13 protein-coding genes and 1 pseudogene are annotated in these 17,299 nt (G+C 65.6%); 10 read left to right on the top strand and 4 right to left on the bottom strand.

What is annotated here, in order from left to right; all coding sequences use genetic code 11:
• Positions 1-2 precede the first annotated feature (2 nt).
• Positions 3-596, top strand: coding sequence for a TetR/AcrR family transcriptional regulator (locus VE25_RS12585; protein ID WP_046108985.1), 594 nt, complete (start codon positions 3-5; stop codon positions 594-596).
• Here VE25_RS12585 and VE25_RS12580 read toward each other — a convergent pair whose 3' ends face one another.
• Positions 597-1,262: an invasion associated locus B family protein gene (locus tag VE25_RS12580; RefSeq protein WP_052731936.1), complete on the bottom strand. Its 666-nt coding sequence runs from the start codon at positions 1,260-1,262 to the stop codon at positions 597-599.
• Positions 1,263-1,397: 135 nt separating this feature from the next.
• Here VE25_RS12580 and VE25_RS12575 point away from each other — a divergent pair, with 135 nt between their 5' ends.
• From VE25_RS12575 to VE25_RS12570, 3 genes are all read left to right on the top strand, one after another.
• On the top strand, positions 1,398-3,641 hold the full coding sequence (locus tag VE25_RS12575) for a TonB-dependent siderophore receptor (protein ID WP_046108984.1): 2,244 nt from the start codon (positions 1,398-1,400) through the stop codon (positions 3,639-3,641).
• A gap of 190 nt (positions 3,642-3,831) precedes the next feature.
• Positions 3,832-3,954 (top strand): hypothetical protein, encoded by a 123-nt coding sequence (locus VE25_RS23540; protein ID WP_280136841.1) that lies wholly within the window; start codon positions 3,832-3,834, stop codon positions 3,952-3,954.
• A 177-nt stretch (positions 3,955-4,131) separates the two neighbouring features.
• A complete protein-coding gene (locus VE25_RS12570) occupies positions 4,132-5,670 on the top strand; it encodes a 2-isopropylmalate synthase (RefSeq protein WP_046108983.1) in 1,539 nt (512 codons plus the stop codon).
• A gap of 11 nt (positions 5,671-5,681) precedes the next feature.
• Here VE25_RS12570 and VE25_RS23365 read toward each other — a convergent pair.
• The 3 genes and pseudogenes from VE25_RS23365 to VE25_RS12560 all read right to left on the bottom strand — a co-directional run.
• Positions 5,682-6,026 (bottom strand): annotated as a pseudogene (locus VE25_RS23365) (arginase family protein); the annotation flags it as partial.
• A gap of 71 nt (positions 6,027-6,097) precedes the next feature.
• The gene (locus VE25_RS12565) at positions 6,098-6,832 is read right to left on the bottom strand and encodes a Crp/Fnr family transcriptional regulator (RefSeq protein WP_046108982.1); all 735 of its coding nucleotides are present in this window, start codon (positions 6,830-6,832) and stop codon (positions 6,098-6,100) included.
• Positions 6,833-7,198: 366 nt separating this feature from the next.
• A complete protein-coding gene (locus tag VE25_RS12560; RefSeq protein ID WP_046108981.1) occupies positions 7,199-8,182 on the bottom strand; it encodes a LacI family DNA-binding transcriptional regulator in 984 nt (327 codons plus the stop codon).
• 246 nt (positions 8,183-8,428) lie between these two features.
• Here VE25_RS12560 and VE25_RS12555 point away from each other — a divergent pair, with 246 nt between their 5' ends.
• The 6 genes from VE25_RS12555 (at position 8,429) to hyi (ending at position 17,241) form a co-directional block, all read left to right on the top strand.
• Positions 8,429-10,357, top strand: coding sequence for an ABC transporter substrate-binding protein (locus VE25_RS12555; protein WP_046108980.1), 1,929 nt, complete (start codon positions 8,429-8,431; stop codon positions 10,355-10,357).
• 62 nt (positions 10,358-10,419) lie between these two features.
• Positions 10,420-12,528 (top strand): family 10 glycosylhydrolase, encoded by a 2,109-nt coding sequence (locus tag VE25_RS12550; protein WP_046108979.1) that lies wholly within the window; start codon positions 10,420-10,422, stop codon positions 12,526-12,528.
• Positions 12,529-12,551: 23 nt separating this feature from the next.
• Positions 12,552-13,538, top strand: a complete 987-nt coding sequence (locus VE25_RS12545; protein ID WP_046108978.1) for an ABC transporter permease — start codon at positions 12,552-12,554, stop codon at positions 13,536-13,538.
• On the top strand, positions 13,538-14,713 hold the full coding sequence (locus VE25_RS12540; RefSeq protein WP_046108977.1) for an ABC transporter permease: 1,176 nt from the start codon (positions 13,538-13,540) through the stop codon (positions 14,711-14,713). Before VE25_RS12545 ends, VE25_RS12540 begins: the two co-directional genes overlap by 1 nt.
• Before the next feature lie 5 nt (positions 14,714-14,718).
• Entirely contained in the window at positions 14,719-16,446 is a 1,728-nt protein-coding gene (locus VE25_RS12535; RefSeq protein ID WP_046108976.1) for an ABC transporter ATP-binding protein, read from the top strand.
• Between the two features lie 12 nt (positions 16,447-16,458).
• On the top strand, positions 16,459-17,241 hold the full coding sequence (hyi, locus tag VE25_RS12530) for a hydroxypyruvate isomerase (protein WP_046108975.1): 783 nt from the start codon (positions 16,459-16,461) through the stop codon (positions 17,239-17,241).
• Positions 17,242-17,299: the final 58 nt, after the last annotated feature.

Here is a 17,299-nt window from a genome sequence, read left to right as displayed (position 1 = left end):
AGATGGCCAACCCACTGACGCGGGAAAGCATTCTCGATGCGGCGGAGCAAGTGCTCCGCCGCTTTGGTCCATCGAAGGCGACGGTTGTCGATGTGGCGCGGGCTCTTGGGGTGAGTCACGGCAGCGTCTACAAGCACTTCTCCAGCAAAGCGGAACTGCGCGATGCCGTTGTCGAGCGGTGGCTGAAGCGCACCTCCGATCCGCTCGAAGCCATCGTTACCAACAACGAACCTCCCAAGGAGCGGCTTCGGCATTGGGTCGAAGCGCTGATGACATCCAAGCGCAGCAAGGTGACGGCCGATCCGGAGCTCTTTGCCACGGCGCGCGAGCTCTTCACCGAAGCGAGCGGAGTGGTCGACAGGCATATCGAAAATCTCAGCGGCCAGATCGCGAGGATCCTGGCCGACGGGGTCGAAGCGGGGGTGTTCGATATCGCCGATATCGAAGGAACCGCGCGCGCGGTTCTCGATGCCACCGCGCGGTTTCACGATCCGGCGCATGCGGCCGAATGGGTTGATCCGCGCAGCCAAGAGGCTTTCGCGCGGGTCTGGGCTCTCATCGTCGCAGCCATTGCCCGCGATCGAGACAACCGATGATCATTGAGCGAGTTGGTCGACGCGGTCGATGGCAGCGGTGAAGCCGGAGAGCGAGACGACGAATTCCGCGGGCTCGCTGCCGGCCGACGCACTTCTGGCGGTCACGGTCAATGTCGCTCCTCGCTTGAGTACATCGAGTTCGGCCTGCGGGAAGGCGATGGGAACGATGCATCCCCCAGGCATGCAGGTCGTAAACTCCGCTCCCGACCCCAAGGCCTGTTCGCCCACCCTCAGGGCAACAGGCGTCTGGATATCCAGGCCGAACGGCAGGATGAGGATGCCGTTGCTGGCGCCGTCCTGGGACGCATAGAGCTCTATTGCGAAAACCTGCTGACCCGTCTGCCTGTTGCCCTGGGCCTGACTCGTCGCGCAGATCTTCCGATCGTTCTGAACCGCGCAGTTGACTGTCCAGTCGTTGAAGGTCTCGGTGATCGAAGACGCGCCGTTCGGCAGCGTGATGGCAGGGGCGCCCTGTGGCGCCTGCGCGATCTGCAGGGCCTCGCCCAGCGACTCGCTTCCTTGTGCCGCCTGCGCAACGACCTCGTGGCTTCCGGCCACCATGCGCTCGAGAACGTCCGCAGATTCCTGGGCAAACGCCGCCGTCGTTGGTGCGGTAGCGAGCATGACGCAGAACGCAGAAATGCCGACGTTTCTCCGAACAAACAACGGTCCAACTCCTTCGTGGATGGACGCACGCGGTGTGAGCCGCAACCTGCGCCAATGAGTGCCTTGAACTAGAGTTGACTCTAATTGTCAAGTTTGAGAGATACGCCGGACGATTAGCATTTTGGGGGCTGAGGAATGCCATTGTTCTATCGTGTCGGCGGGCGTGCGGCCCTTGCAGGCGTGTCGCTGCTCGCGTTAATGTCAGGTCCCGTTCTGGGCCAGGAGACGGCCCAGAACGGGAGCATCCTTGTGCCCTCGGGCGTGACGCTGCTCGAGAGGCTCCAGGTGCAGGCCGGGTCCGTGGAACAGGCTCCCTCGACCGGCACCATCGGCCAGCCGATGCCTGCCTATGCGGGAGGCCAGGTTGCATTCGGCACCCGGCTGGGCGTTCTCGGCAACCGCTCCATCCTCGAGGCGCCCTTCAGCGTCACTGGATACACCGAGGCGCTGATCCGCAACCAGCAGGCGAAATCCATCGGCGAAGTCGTCCTGAACGACCCGTCCGTGCGGAACGACGCGCCTGCCTTCAGCGAGCGGGACGCTTTCTTCATCCGCGGGTTCTCGGTCACCAATCTCGATACCGCCTTCGACGGCCTGTTCTACATAGCCAATCCGCGGCGCAGCTTTCTCGAGGGAATCGAGCGGGTCGAAATTCTGAAAGGGCCAACCGCGCTGCTGAACGGCGGCGTAGGCCGGGTCGGCGGCACGGTCAACCTCGTCCCCAAGCGGGCGACAGACGAGCCGCTGACTCGTCTTACCACCACCTATTCCAGCGATGCGCAGATCTGGTCGCATCTCGATTTCGGCCGCCGGTTCGGCACCGACAACGAGTGGGGCATTCGCGTCAACGGGTCTTACCGCAATGGCGACACGCCTTTCGATCACAACCAGGCCGAAGTCGGCGTCGCGTCCCTCGGCGTGGATTATCGTGGCGAACGCGTGCGCGCGTCTTTCGACCTCAACCACTCCACTCAGAACATCAATGCGCCCACGTCCCTCTTCAACTCGGCGGCTGCCGGGGTGCCTATTCCAAGCGCCCCCAACGGCCGGACGAACCTGGCGAATCCGTTCGAATATCACGACAGCACCTACAACATGGCTGCGGGCCGGATCGAATTCGACGTTCTGCCGAACACGACCATCTTTGCCGCCGGCGGCGCAAGCCGCTACCGCGAGGATTTCCTGACCGCCTCGCATCAGATCATCGATGCGAACGGCGACGCGGTCGCCACACTGGCCATTCAGCCGCAGCAGATCCAGGGGTTCTCCGGCGAGGTCGGCCTTCGCACGGAATTCGATACGGGTCCGATCGGCCACCAGTTCAACGTCTCGGCGTCTCGGGCGCTCAACGAGAATTATCGCGGCGGGTTTGCACCGGCTTCCATACGGCTTCCCGCGCCTTACCCGACCAATATCTACTCGCCGGTCTATCTACCCGATGGATCGGTCGACACGAGCGCATTCCCGCGCTCAAGCGATCTGCCGCTGTTCGCAGACCTCCTGGCCACCAGCGTTGCGGTCAGCGATACGCTTTCGTTTGCTGATGACCGCTTCCAGCTGACGCTAGGAGGGCGCTACCAGCATATCCGATCCGAAGGCTTCAACACGCGGCCGGATCGTGGTCCGATCGGGGTAAGCAACTACCTCTATGAGGATGGCCGGTTCAGTCCTGCTATCGCCGCGATGGTGCGACTCACCGACAATCTGTCCGTCTACGGCAACTACGTCGAGGCGCTGACCGAGGGTCCCACCGCGCCGGCTGCCGCGACCAATAGCGGCGAGATGCTCCCGCCCGTCGTGAGCCGGCAGCGGGAAATCGGGGTCAAGTACGACACCGGAACCATCGGACTGACGGCAGCCCTGTTCGAAATCGAACAGCCGAACGGTTTCACTGCTCCGGGCGGAGCGTTCGGCCTCAATGGCCTCCAGGTCAACCGTGGCGTCGAGTTGTCCGTCTTCGGCGAACCGATCGAAGGGCTGCGTTTGCTGGGTGGCGTGACCTTCATGGACGCCCAGTTGGCCAAGACGTCGGGTGGGGTGTTCGACGGCAACGACGTGACGGGTGTTCCGGACGTGGCCTTCAATCTTTACGGCGAATACGACCTGCCCTGGATTGCGGAAGGACTGACCCTCACCGGCCGGCTGATCTATAGCGGCAGCACCTACTACGATCAGGCGAATACTCAGAAAGTGGACGACTGGAAGCGCGTCGATGTCGGCATGCGCTACGAGTTCGAGGGCCCCTACGGCAACCCCGTGGAGCTGAGGGCCAATATCGAGAACGTCTTTGACGAGAACTACTGGGCGTCTTCCGCCCGCGGCTTCCTCGCCGCCGGAGCGCCGCGCACGTTCAAGGTGTCCGCCTCGTTCGAGTTTTAGCGGCGTAAAGACGCAGGTGCTGAGCTCCCGTTCTGATTGAATTTCAGAACGGGAGCTCAACCTTTGAGGCGCAGCCGAGCGGCGCCGGTACTCCGGACGCTCCGGTCCCCGGTTTTTTGACGCATGTGTCGTGCAAGGGCTTGCACGGGCGGGCGTTCTCGATCATTGTGCGGCCAAACGGATTTTCGCCATGCAGCGCAAGCGCGCCATTGCCATTGCCGCCCAGCAACGCCAGGCTTTCGAGGCCCGGGTGCTTCTTGCTGCCGGCCTGCTGCTGCTTCCGGCGCTCCTTCTCCTTCTTATCAGCCCCTGATCACCGGCAGCTCGGCAAGCGAGCGGGTCGTCAGGGGATACGCAAAAATCAACCGAGACACGAAAATGCGTGGCCGACGGGGCCTTGGGCGTTTTCGGGAAATGTGGACACCACTTTTTCCGGTTCGAAAACGCGACAAACCAAACCAGGCTCGGGCCCACCGATAGGACGAGAAAGATGACCATTTCTGCCGACAACTCCAACAAGGAACGCGTCTACATCTTCGACACGACGCTGCGCGACGGCGAGCAATCGCCCGGCGCGACGATGACGCTGGAAGAAAAGCTGCAGGTGGCCGAACTCCTCGACGAGATGGGCGTCGACATCATCGAGGCGGGCTTCCCCATCGCCTCGGTCGGCGATTTCGAGGCGGTCACGGCCGTCGCCAAGCAGGTCAAGAATTCGACGATCGCCGGGCTCGCCCGCGCCATTCCGGCCGATATCGACCGGGCGGGCGAGGCGGTGCGGCACGCCAGGCGCGGGCGCATCCATACGTTCGTGTCGACCTCGCCCATCCATCTGGCGCACCAGATGAGGAAGACCGGGGACGAGGTGATCGAGATCATCCAGAAGACGGTCACCCAGGCGCGCAACCTCATCGACGACGTCGAATGGAGCGCGATGGACGCGACCCGCACACCCATCGAATACCTGATGCGGTGCGTCGAGACGGCGATCAAGGCGGGCGCGACGACCATCAACCTGCCCGATACCGTCGGCTATGCGGTGCCCGAGGAATACACCGCCATGTTCCGCACCATCATCGAGAAGGTGCCGGGGGCGGACAAGGTGATCTTCTCGGTGCATTGCCACGACGACCTCGGCATGGCCGTCGCCAACTCGCTGGCGGGCGTCGTCGGCGGTGCGCGGCAGGTGGAGTGCACCATCAACGGGCTCGGCGAGCGGGCCGGCAACGCGGCGCTCGAGGAAGTCGTCATGGCGCTGCGCACCCGCGGCGACGCGATGCCCTACTACACCAATGTCGAAACGACGCACCTGTCGCGGGCGAGCCGGATCGTATCGGCCGCGTCCAACTTCCCGGTGCAGTACAACAAGGCGATCGTCGGCAAGAACGCCTTCGCCCACGAAAGCGGCATCCACCAGGACGGGATGCTCAAGAACGCCGAAACCTACGAGATCATGACCCCCGAGAGCGTCGGCATCAAGGCGACGACGCTGGTCATGGGCAAGCACTCGGGACGCGCCGCCTTCAAGGACAAGTTGAAGGAACTGGGCTACGAGCTTGGCGACAATGCCTTCCAGGAGGCATTCGTGCGCTTCAAGGACCTGGCCGACCGCAAGAAGCACATCTACGACGCCGACATCATCGCGCTTGTCGACGACGAGGTCGGCTCGATCGACGACCGCATCAAGCTCGTCGATATGGAGGTCGTCTCCAAGACCAGCGGCGTCCACCGCTGCGTGATGACGCTCTCGATCGACGGCGAGGAGTCCGAGGTCACCTTCGACGGCATGGGCTCGGTCGACGCGATCTTCAACGCCATCAAGCAGGGCGTCGGGCAGGATCCGCACCTGGTGCTCTACGCGGTCGATGGCGTCACCGGCGGCACAGATGCGCAGGCGAACGTGCATGTGCGCCTCGAGATGAACGGCCGTATCGCCTCGGGTAACGCGAGCAGGTGGGCGACGCCGGTCCAGTCCAGGGCGCCGTCGCTGGTGCCCGGCGCGTTGAGATCGGCGTCGAAGTCCATGTAGACGAGCCCGACCCGCGCGCCCGCCGCGTTCGCTCCGGCGACCGTCCCGAGCTCCACCGTGCAATCGCCGCCGAGGACCAGCACGTCCTCCCCTGCGGCGATCGTGCTTGCCACATGGGCTGCGACGAGCTCGGCGGCTTGTTGCACCGCCTCTCGGTTCATGGCTTGCGGACGCGTGAGGTCCGGGCGCCAGCGGAACGACGCGACATCGCCATGATCCCTGACGGATCGGCCTCGCGCCGCCAGCGCCTCCTTGAGCCCATGCCGCCGGAAGGCCGCGGGGGCCTGCTCCTGGCCGGGCGCGTAGGCGCCGGCGCTGGAGGCAGCGCCGATGATGTTCAGCAAACGCTCGGCCATTCGGGCACCTCGTCTCGCAAGCCTTGTTGCAACGTGCCGAGGGTCGGGAAAGTTCGCCGGAAGTTTCGCCGCTACTGGCGCAGCGCCGCGACTCCGTTGCGGATCTCGACCAGCCGCCCGCAGCCCTGCCAGAACATGCGGATGTCGTCGCGCGAAACGCCCGAGATGTGCAGCAGCCGGTCGGGATCGAGGATCTCGAAGCGGCGGTTGTCGACGATGCGGATGACGCCGATGCGCGACAGGTGGTGGAGGTGCCGGCTCACCGTCTCGATGGTGGTGCCGAGATAACTCGCCAGGTCCTTGCGTCCCATAAGGGAGATGATGGCGCGGTCCTGCACGCGCTGGTTCATCAGGCGGGCGCGCCGGTGGTGGCGTATGGAAAGGTAGATCGCCACGCGCTCGAGGGTGCGCTGGGCGGCAAAGAGCAGGATGCGCTGGCGCGCCAGGCTCACCTCGCGCTCGCGCAACCGGATGAAGGCGGTCTGCAGTTCCCGGCTCTTGGCCGTGGCGGCTTCGAAGTCGCCGGCGTCCATCGCCAGCAGCTCGACGTCGGTTGCCGCCTCGAAGGCGAAATCGGAGGGAAGGTGGAGCGGGGCGCCGAGGAAGTCGCCGGGATAGAGGAGGTCGACCACCTCCTCGCGTCCGTTCGACAGGATCTTGACGATGCGCACCACGCCCGAGAGCACATAGGCGACGAAATCGGGCTTGTCGCCATAGGCGAGGAGAATCTCCCCTTCCGGCTCCTGGCGCTTGCGCCAGTGCAGGCCGAGGTCGGTATGCTTGGCGAAGCGTGCAATCGTGCACACACTCCAGTCCGTGCTGGCGCAGAGATGGCACCAGTTATCCGGGCTTGTTGCTTTGTATATCTTCTCCAACATCCCAATCGCATTAGCTCGGGAGAGCTAGACACCTGTTTCGTTAGGTGTCGTTAGGCGCCCTCCGGTGCGTTTTCGTCGCCGTCATACTTTTGCGGCACAAATCTATCCAGATTAGTACTTATATCAGACATTTGCGCGGCGACAAAGTCCCGGCAGAGAGAACATTTCAACTGCAGTTCCGGTCGCCGCGGGAGGAGCGCGAGGTATGCGCAAAGAGTGCGCTAGAACGCGTCCGGGGAGTGTAGGTCCTCGGTTCTTCCGCTTCGTTAACGGATGCCGGCCGCGGAGGATGCCTCAGCCCGGCGCGGGCCCGCACGAATCGCGCTCGATGATGTGGCCGGCGATCTGCACGCGCACCGCGATCTCGGCCGGGACGCGGCTGCTGAGACGATCGTCGATGAGGCGCACGCATGCGGCGCCATGCTGGCGGCCATGGACCCTGACCGTCGTCAGCGCCGGCGAAATCTGCACGGCGCTCGAATAGTCCCCGAAGCCGATCACCGAGGCGTCCTGCGGGATCGAGTAGCCGAGGCGCAGCAGCTCGGAGATGACGGTGACGGCCAGGCCGTCATGGGCGCAGAAGAACGCTGTCGGGTTGACGCCGCCGGCCTTCAGCGCCAGCAGCGCTTCGGTAAAGCGGGTGTCGGCGTCGAACCGTACTTCGGTGAAGGTCACGTCCTCGCGCCGCTCCACCACCTCGCGCAGCCCGTAAAGCCGCTCCATGCGCCCGCGATAGCCGGGCATGCCGTGCACGTAGAGGATGGAGCGGTGCCCGAGCGCGAGGAGGTAGTCGGCGACCGCCGAGCCCGCCTCGTGGTCGGTGCCCGAGACCTGGTCGACCTGCTCGAGGGGCATCAGCCAGCCGCTGCGTACCAGCGGCTTGCCCGTCGCATAGGCCCGGTCGAGCGCCGCCCGCTCGTGCGGGCCGACGAGAATGGCGCCGGCCGTCTGGCGCACATGCTCCTCGATCTCGTCGGCCACGTGCGTCCAACGCACCGCGACCCCGTAGCCCAGCCGCTGCGCCTCGGCCTGCACGCCGCTCTGGATCAGCACCTGCAGCTCGCTGTTGACGAGATCCATGTCGTGGAAGACGAGCCCGATCATGGTGGTCGCCGGCACCTGCGGGGCGGCGCGCACATAGCCCAGCTCCTCGGCGATGGCCGTGACCCGGCGGCGCGTCTCCTCGCTGACCCCGCTCTTGCCCGAGAGGGCCCGCGAGACGGCGAACTTCGACAGGCCCGACGTGCGGGCGATGGTGGCGAGGGTGACGCGGGGCATATCCTGTCCGGTTCTCGGCGACTCGTTCACCCGCAACATAACTCAACATAACACGTTAGGACACCGGCATTTTTTGAGCAAGGATCCCATGCCGGACAAGGACCCATAAAGGGTGGTTCTAAGGTGATTGCCTGACAAAACTGCCCTGTTAGTGCGACATAACGCTTTACCTAACAAAATTGAGATGCAAGCTTTCTGTCGGCTAACAGACGGCGTAAGCCGCGTAGCCCGAGGAGGGACATCATCATGGTCAAAATGAATCGCCGGACGTTCGTGGCGGCCTCGTCCGCTTTCGCGGGCGCGCTGGCTTTGCCGGGCTTTTCTCGTGCCCAGGACTACAAGGAATCCGCGTTCCTGCAGTCGCAGGTCGACGGCGGCGCGCTGCCGCCGGTCGCCGAGCGGCTGCCGCAGGTGCCGCTCGTCATCACGCCGACCGAGCGGGCCGGCCAGCAGGGCGGCGACTGGCGGCACGCCCTCGTCGGGGGCGGCTCGCTCTCGATGGTCGTGCGCTACCAGGGCTATGAGCCGCTAGTGCGCTACACGCCCGACTGGTCGGGGCTGACGCCCAACGTCGCCGAGAGCTACGAGGTCAACGCCGACGCCACCGAGTACACCTTCCACCTGCGGCCCGGCATGAAGTGGTCGGATGGCGCGCCCTATACCACGGCCGACGTCCAGTTCTGGTACGAGGACATCTACCTCAACGAAGATGTCTCCATGGGCGGCTTTTCCTGGTGGTGGGCCGACGGGAAGGTCGCCGAGCTCGAGGTGATCGACGACGTGACCTTCAAGGTCAAGTTCGCCGCGCCCAACGGCTTCTTCATCCACCAGCTCGCCTGGGCGCGCCAGGATCACCTGACGCAGGCCCCGCGCCACTATCTCGAGCGCTTCCACAAGAAGTACAATCCGGATGCCGATGCGCTCGCCCGCGAGGCCGGGCTCGAGAGCTGGATCGCGCTCTTCCAGCGCGAGAACGGGCTCGATGACGACAACGTCTTCTTCCAGAACTCGCGCCGCCCGACCCTGATGGCCTGGATGTGGCAGTCGGCGCCCGGCGAGAACACCGAGCAGGCGATTGCCGTGCGCAATCCCTACTACTTCAAGGTCGATACGCAAGGCACCCAGCTGCCGTATTTCGACCGCGTCGTCTACCAGATGGTCGCCGATCCCGAGGTCCTGCTCCTGAAGACCCTGCAGGGCGAGATCGACATGATGGACCAGTACATCTGTACCCCGGCCAACAAGCCGGTGCTGTTCGACGGGCAGGAGAGCGGCAATTTCGGCTTCTATACGCTGACCGAGACGGCGGCCAACGTCATGGTCTTCCAGCTCAACCTCAACCACACGGACGCCACCAAGAACGCTCTGTTCAACACCCGCGATTTCCGCCAGGCGCTCTCGGTCGCCGTCGACCGGCAGGCGCTGATCGATGCGGTGTTCGTCGGGCAGGGCGCGCCGGCGCAGGCCTGCATCCGCCCCGGCGATCCGCTCTACAACGAGCGGCTCGCCACCCAGCACACCGAATACGATCCGGACGCCGCCAACGCCCTCCTCGACACCCTGGTGCCCGAGAAGGACGGGGAGGGCTACCGGCTCGATGCGGAAGGGCGGCGCCTCACCATCATCTTCGAGCTCGACCAGACCCGCACCACCTTCATCGACATGATGCAGCTCGTCGTGCCGATGTTCCAGGCGGTCGGCATCGACGCGCAGGTGCGCTCGATGGACCGTTCGCTCTGGGAGACGCGCGTGCGCAACGGGCGCGAATTCGACGCCACCTGCCACCAGTTCGGCGCCAACAGCGGCATCGCCGCCATGCTCGACGCGCGCTATTTCGTGCCGTTCAACAGCAACTGCCTCTATGCGCCCGGCTGGAGCCTCTACTATTCCGAGCCCGACAACGAGCAGGCCATCGAGCCGCCGGCCGAGATCAAGGCGCAGCAGGATCTCTATCGCGATCTGCTCGGCACCGCCGATCCCGAGCAGCAGAACGCCAAGATGGCGCAGCTTCTCGAGGCTGCGGCCGACCAGTTCCTGGTCTTTGGCGTCAGCCTGCCGGCCGACGGCTACGGCATCGTCAAGAACGACATGGTCAACGTCACCAAGACCATGCCCAATTCGTTCGGCTGGCCGACGCCTGCGCCGACCCGCCCCGAGCAGTTCTTCAAGGCTTGACCCCGACTGGCCGCCGGCCTTGCGGCCGGCGGCTTCTTTCCCTTCCCGATCCGGAGACCGAAATGCTCGACGCAAAGGCGGAGCGCGCCACCAACCTCAGGACCGCCGACTGGTACAAGTCGGCCACCCGCTGGACCCAGCTCACCCTTGCCGAGGACGATCCGGTCAAGTTCGATCCGGCCTTCTGGATCGACGTCTTCAAGCGGACCAAATCGAACGCCGCCTGCCTCAGCGCCGGCGGCTACATCGCCTACTACCCGAGCAAGGTTCAGTACCACTACGTCTCGAAATTCATCGGCGACACGGACCCCTTCGGCACGCTGGTCGATGGCGCGCGGCGGCTCGGCATGCACGTCATGGCCCGCGTCGATCCGCACGCCATCCACCAGGATGCGGCCGACGCGCACCCCGAATGGATCGCCGTCGACAAGGAGGGCAACAAGCGCCGCCACTGGGCCTTCCCCGAGGTCTGGGTCACCTGCGCCTATGGCGACTACAACCAGAAGTTCATGCCGCAGGTGCTCGAGGAGATCGCGCGCGACTACGATATCGACGCCATCTTCGCCAACCGCTGGCAGGGCCATGGCGTGTGCTATTGCGACAGCTGCCGCACGCGCTTCAAGGCCGCCTCCGGGTTCGACCTGCCGCTGGTTTCAGATGCCGAGGATCCCGCCTGGCTCGCCTGGTCGGCCTGGCGCCGGCAGGTCCTCAGCAAGCTCGTCGTCGAGTGGGACGAGGTGGTCAAGGCGGTGAAGCCCCACGCCAGCTTCATTCCCAACATGGGCAGCGTCTCGCTCACCGAGTTCGATCTTTCCCTCATCGAGAAGCATTGTCCCTTCCTCGTCGTCGACGATCAGGGCCGGCGTGGAACCGAGTCCATCTGGATGTCGGGCCGCAACGGCAAGCGTATGCGCGCCACCTTCCGCGAGCGGCCGGCCATCCTCATCACCTCGATCGGTCCCGAGGAAGAGCACCGCTGGAAGGATTCGGTCACGACCGGGCCCGAGATCGAGGCCTGGATCACCAACGGCGCCGCCCACGGCATGCTGCCCTGGTTCACCAAGTTCAACGGCGTCGTGCCGGACGAGCGCTGGGTCGAGCCGGTGGCCGACGCGTTCGCCCTTCATGCCGCGCTGGAGCCGGTGCTGAACGCGACAGTCCCCACCGCCGAGATCGCGCTCCTCGATCCGGCGACGACCCTGCGCCACCACGGCTACGAGACCCGCCACAAGGCCGAGGCCGACGATCTCGGTTTCTACCGTGCGCTGATCGAAGCAAAGCTGCCGTTCGAGCTTGTCTCCGACCAGGCGATGACCGCCGATATGCTCGACACGTTCAAGGTCATCGTCGTCGCCAACGCGCCGTGCCTGTCGGACGCGCAGTGCCGCATGCTCTCCGACTATGTGGCGCGCGGCGGCAGCCTCGTCGTTGCCGGCGAGACCGCGACGCGGACTGAAGACAACGAGCCGCGCAACGGCCTCGGGCTCGGCGAACTCCTCGGCGCTCGCCTCGCCGCGCCGGTGCGCGGACCGGTCAAGAACACCTATGTCGCCCTCGACGGCGACCATCCGATCAATGCCGGCTTCGGCGGGGCCGCCCGCATCATCGGCGGCACGCGCCTCATCGGGGTCGAGGCGGCGGGTGATGCCGCCACGCCCTTCCTCTACGTGCCGGATTTTCCGGACCTGCCGATGGAAGAGGTCTATGTGCGCGGCGAACCGACGGCCGCCGCGGTCATCGCGCGCGAGCATACGGGCGGCGGGCGCACCGTTTACATCCCCTGGAACATCGGCGCGATCTTCAAGGACGTGCTCGCCGCCGACCACCAGCGCCTCATGGAGAATGCGGTGCGCTGGGCGCTCGCCAGGCCGTCCGCTGTCGAGGTCGCGGGCAAGTCGGTGCTGGACGTCGCCTGGCGCAGGGGTCGGGACGGTGATGCCGTCATCCTCTTCAATCTCACCAATCCGATGATGATGAAGGGCCCGATCCGGGAGGTGTTCCCCGTCGGCCGGCAGACCGTCAGCATCGCTGTCCCCGAGGGCAAGCGGTTCGCCGGCGCGCGCCTGCTGGTCGCCGACAGGGAGGCGAAGGCGGAGGTCGCCGATGGACGCGTCGTCGTCGAGGTGCCGGGCATTGACCTCCTCGAGGTCGCGCATATCGCCTGGGCCTGACGGCGCAAGGAGGGGAGGGGACGATGGGCCGCTACGTCGTCAAACGCCTGATCTACATGGTGCCGACGCTTTTCGGCATGTCGATCATCGCCTTCCTCATCATCCAGCTGCCGCCGGGCGACTACCTCACCTCGATGATCTCGCGCATGACCGAGAGCGGCGAGAACGTCGATCCGGCCCAGGTCGCGCGCCTGCGCGAGGTCTACGGGCTCGCCGATCCGGTGTGGCTGCAATACTGGAAGTGGATCAGCGGCATCCTGTTGCGGGGAGATTTCGGCTATTCGTTCGAGTGGAACCGGCCGGTCGCCGACCTCATCTGGGAGCGCATGGGCTCGACGCTGGCGCTGTCCGTCGCCTCGCTCCTCTTCGTTTGGGCCGTGGCGCTGCCCATCGGCATCTACTCGGCCATGCGCCGCCATTCGCTGGGCGACCACGTCTTCACCTTCATCGGCTTCATCGGCTTTGCCATCCCCAATTTCATCCTGGCGCTGACGCTGATGTATGTCGCCTACCGGTACCTGGGCATGAGCGTCGGCGGGTTGCAGTCGCCCGAGTTCATCGACCAGCCCTGGTCATGGGCCAAGTTCGTCGATCTTCTCGCGCACCTCTGGATTCCGATCATCGTCATCGGCACGGCGGGCACTGCCGCGCTCATACGGATCCTGCGCGCCAACCTCACCGACGAGCTCAACAAGCCCTATGTCATCACCGCCAAGGCCAAGGGCCTGCCGGAATACCGGGCGGTGATCAAATATCCGGTCCGGATCGCCCTCAACCCCTTCGTTTCCGCCATCGGCTGGGTGCTGCCCGAGCTCATCTCCGGGGTGACCATCACCGCCATCGTCCTCAACCTGCCGACCGCCGGGCCGCTGCTGCTGCGCGCCCTCGTCAGCCAGGACATGTACCTCGCCGGCAGCTTCATCCTCCTGATGGGCGTCCTCACCCTCATCGGTATGCTGGTCTCCGACCTGCTGCTGGCGCTCCTCGACCCGCGCATAAGGTTCACCTGATGGCTGCGCACACCTTCATCGATGCCGCGCCCGAGACCGGCCCCGCCGTCACGCCGCTCAAGACCTCGGGCAAGGCGCAGTCCATCGCGGCGGCCGGCCAGTGGACGCTCATCTGGCAGCGGTTCAAGCGCAACAAGGTGGCGGTCGTCGCCGGCTGGATCATCATCGCGCTCTATCTCATCGGCATCTTCGCCGAGTTCCTGGCGCCGGGCCTGCCCGATACCGCCCGCCCGCAGTTCACCAACGCGCCGCCGCAGTCCATCGCCTTCTTCGTCACCGACGAGAACGGGCAGACGCGCTTCCAGCCGCATGTGAAGGGCTATACGCAAAGCGTCGATCCGGCATCGCTCCGCCGCACCTTCGTCGTCGACGACACCCAGGTCGTGCCCATCGGCTTCTTCGTCGAAGGTCCGGCCTATCGGCTATGGGGGCTCATCCCCTCGACCCTCCACCTCGTCGGGCCGCTCGATCCTACCGACACCATGTACCTCCTCGGCACCGACCGTCTCGGACGCGATCTCTTGAGCCGCCTGATCCATGCGACGCGCATCTCCATGTCCATCGGCCTCGTCGGCGTCGTCATCAGCCTCTGCCTCGGCGTCACCCTCGGCAGCCTCTCGGGCTTCTATGGCGGCTGGGTCGACCTCGTCATCCAGCGGATCATCGAGGTCATCAGCTCCATGCCGACGATCCCTTTGTGGCTCGGCCTCGCCGCCGCCATTCCCATCACCTGGTCGCCGCTGCAGGTCTATTTCGTCATCACCCTGATCGTTTCACTCTTCGGCTGGACGGGCCTCGCGCGCGAGGTGCGCGGGCGCTTCTATGCGCTGCGCGGGGAGGATTTCGTCACTGCCGCCCGCCTCGACGGCTCGGGCGAGCGGCGCCTTATCTTCCGCCACATCCTGCCGTCGCTGACGAGCCATATCCTCGCCGTCGTGACCCTGGCGCTGCCGACGATGATCGTCGCCGAGACGGCGCTAAGCTTCCTCGGCATCGGCCTCAAGGCACCCGTCGTCTCCTGGGGCGTGCTGCTGCAGGACGCGCAGAACGTGCGCACCATCGCCGGCGCGCCCTGGCTCCTCATCTGGCCGGCCGGCGCTGTGGTGCTCGCCGTCCTCTCCTTCAACTTCCTCGGCGACGGCATGCGCGATGCCGCCGACCCCTACGAAGGGTGACGGCGATGAGCGTGCAATCCGCCGTCGAGCTGAAACCCGTCGCCGCGCCCGACCCCCAGGTCGTGCTCGCGGTCGAAAACCTCAGCCTCGACTTCCGCCTGCGCACCGAAATCCTCCACGCCGTGCGCGATGTCAGCTTCACCCTGAAGCGCGGGCAGACGCTCTGTCTCGTGGGCGAAAGCGGCTCGGGCAAGAGCGTCACGGCGCGGGCGCTGCTGCGCATCATCGACAAGAACGGCGCCATCACCGGCGGTCGTATCCTGCTGCGCGGCAAGCACGCCGAGATCGACATCGCGCCCCTGACCGAGCGCAGCCGCGAGCTGTTGCGCATCCGCGGCGGGCGCATCGGCCTCGTCTTCCAGGAGCCGATGTCCTCGCTCTCGCCGGTCCACACCATCGGCTCGCAGATCGTCGAGGCGCTGCGCCTCCATCGGCGCATGGACAAGGCCGCCGCCCGCGCCGAGACCATCGAACTACTCCGCCAGGTCGAGATCCCGAACCCGGAAAAGATGATCGACCGCTATACCTTCGAGTTCTCCGGCGGACAGCGGCAGCGCGCCATGATCGCCATGGCCCTCGCCGCCGACCCGGAGATCCTCATCGCCGACGAGCCGACCACCGCCCTCGATGTGACGACGCAAGCCGAGATCCTCGATCTCATCAAGCGCCTGCAGGTCGAGCGCGGCATGGCCATGCTTCTCATCACCCACGACATGGGCGTCGTCGCCGAGGTGGCCGACGAGGTCGCCGTCATGCATTTCGGGCGCATCGTCGAGCAGGGGCCGGTCGACGACATCTTCCACGATGCCCGCCACCCCTATACGCGCCGCCTCCTCGCCTCGACGGTCAAGCTCGAGCAGAACCGCCGCGCCGCCCCCGCGCCGACCGGCGAGCCGGTGCTGTCGGTGCGCAATCTCAACAAGGTGTTCGGCGGCACGCCCGGCTGGTTCGGCAGCGCGACCTTCGCCATCAAGGCCGTCGAGGATGTGAGCTTCGATCTCCATGCCGGCGAGAACCTCGGGATCGTCGGCGAAAGCGGCTCGGGCAAGACGACGCTCGGGCGCCTGATCCTGCGCACCGTCGAGCCGACCTCCGGCTCCATCCTCTATCGCGGCGGCGAGGGCGAGCCGGTCGAGGTCACGGCGCTCGGCAAGCGGGGCCTGCGCGCCTATCACCGCGACGTGCGGCTCGTCTTCCAGGACCCGTTCGCCTCGCTCAACCCGCGCATGACCGTCAAGCAGATCGTCGGCGATCCGCTCTATGTCTCGGGCGCGTCGCGCGGCGCTGCCCTCGAAAAACGCGTCGGCGAGCTCCTCGAGTTCGTCGGCCTCGATCCCCTGAGCATGGAGCGCTATCCGCACGCGTTCTCGGGCGGCCAGCGCCAGCGCATCGGCATCGCCCGGGCCCTCGCGCTCGATCCCAAGGTCCTCATCGCCGATGAGGCGACCGCCGCGCTCGACGTCTCCATCCGCGCGCAGATCCTCGATCTCCTCTTAGACATCCAGAAGCGCCTGCCGCTCTCCTTCATCTTCATCTCGCACGACATCTCGGTTGTGCGCTATTTCTGCGACCGGGTGGCCGTGATGCATCGCGGCCGCGTCGTCGAGATGGGCACGGCCGAGGAGATCTGCACCGCGCCCAAGGCCGCCTACACGCAAAGCCTTATCTCGGCGGTGCCCAATCCCGATCCGCGCCACAAGCGCATGCTGCACCGCACCCGTTTCCGCGCCTAACGGAGTTCCACCTTGAAGTTCGCCGCCAACCTCTCCTTCCTCTACCAGGACCTGCCGTTCCTCGATCGCTTCTCCGCCGCCGCCCGCGACGGGTTCGGCGCGGTCGAATATGTGAGCCCCTATGAGCATCCGCTCGAGACCATCGCCGCAAAGCTCATCGAGACCGGCCTCGCCCAGGCCCTCTTCAACCTGCCCGCCGGTGACTGGGCCGCCGGCGAGCGCGGCATCGGGTGCCTGCCGGACCGGGCGGGGGAATTCCGCGAGGGCGTCGAGACGGCGCTGCGCTATGCCAAGGCGCTCGATTGCGACAAGGTCAACTGCCTTGCCGGCATCGCCCCGGCCGGCGCCGAGCGCGCCCGGCTCGAGGAGACGCTCATAGAGAACCTGCGCTACGCCGCACCGCGCTTTGCCGATGCGGGGGTGAAGCTCCTCTTGGAGCCGATCAACCAGCGCGACATGCCGGGCTTCTTCGTCTCGACAACCGACCATGCCTTGAAGCTCTTCGAGGCTGCCGGTGTCGGCAATCTCTTCATCCAGTACGACGTCTACCACATGCAGATCATGCAGGGTGACCTGGTGCCGACCTTCGAACGCCTCAAGGACCGCATCGCCCATGTGCAGATCGCCGACAATCCCGGCCGCAACGAGCCCGGCACCGGCGAGATCAACTACGATTTCGTGCTGAAGGCGCTCGACCGGCTCGGCTACGACGGCTGGGTCGGCTGCGAATACAAGCCGCTCGCCGGGACCAGCGAGGGGCTCGGCTGGATGCGGGGTTACCTGGATGGCACCTGATTTTTGACGATGGCACGGCGCCGGCTCCCCTCCCCCTTGAGGGGAGGGGAGCCGGAGC

It is taken from the genome of Devosia geojensis (assembly GCF_000969415.1).
GTDB classification, from domain to species: domain Bacteria; phylum Pseudomonadota; class Alphaproteobacteria; order Rhizobiales; family Devosiaceae; genus Devosia; species Devosia geojensis.
Note: the sequence above shows the minus strand (reverse complement) of the source record. Positions and strands in the feature narration are given on the sequence as shown.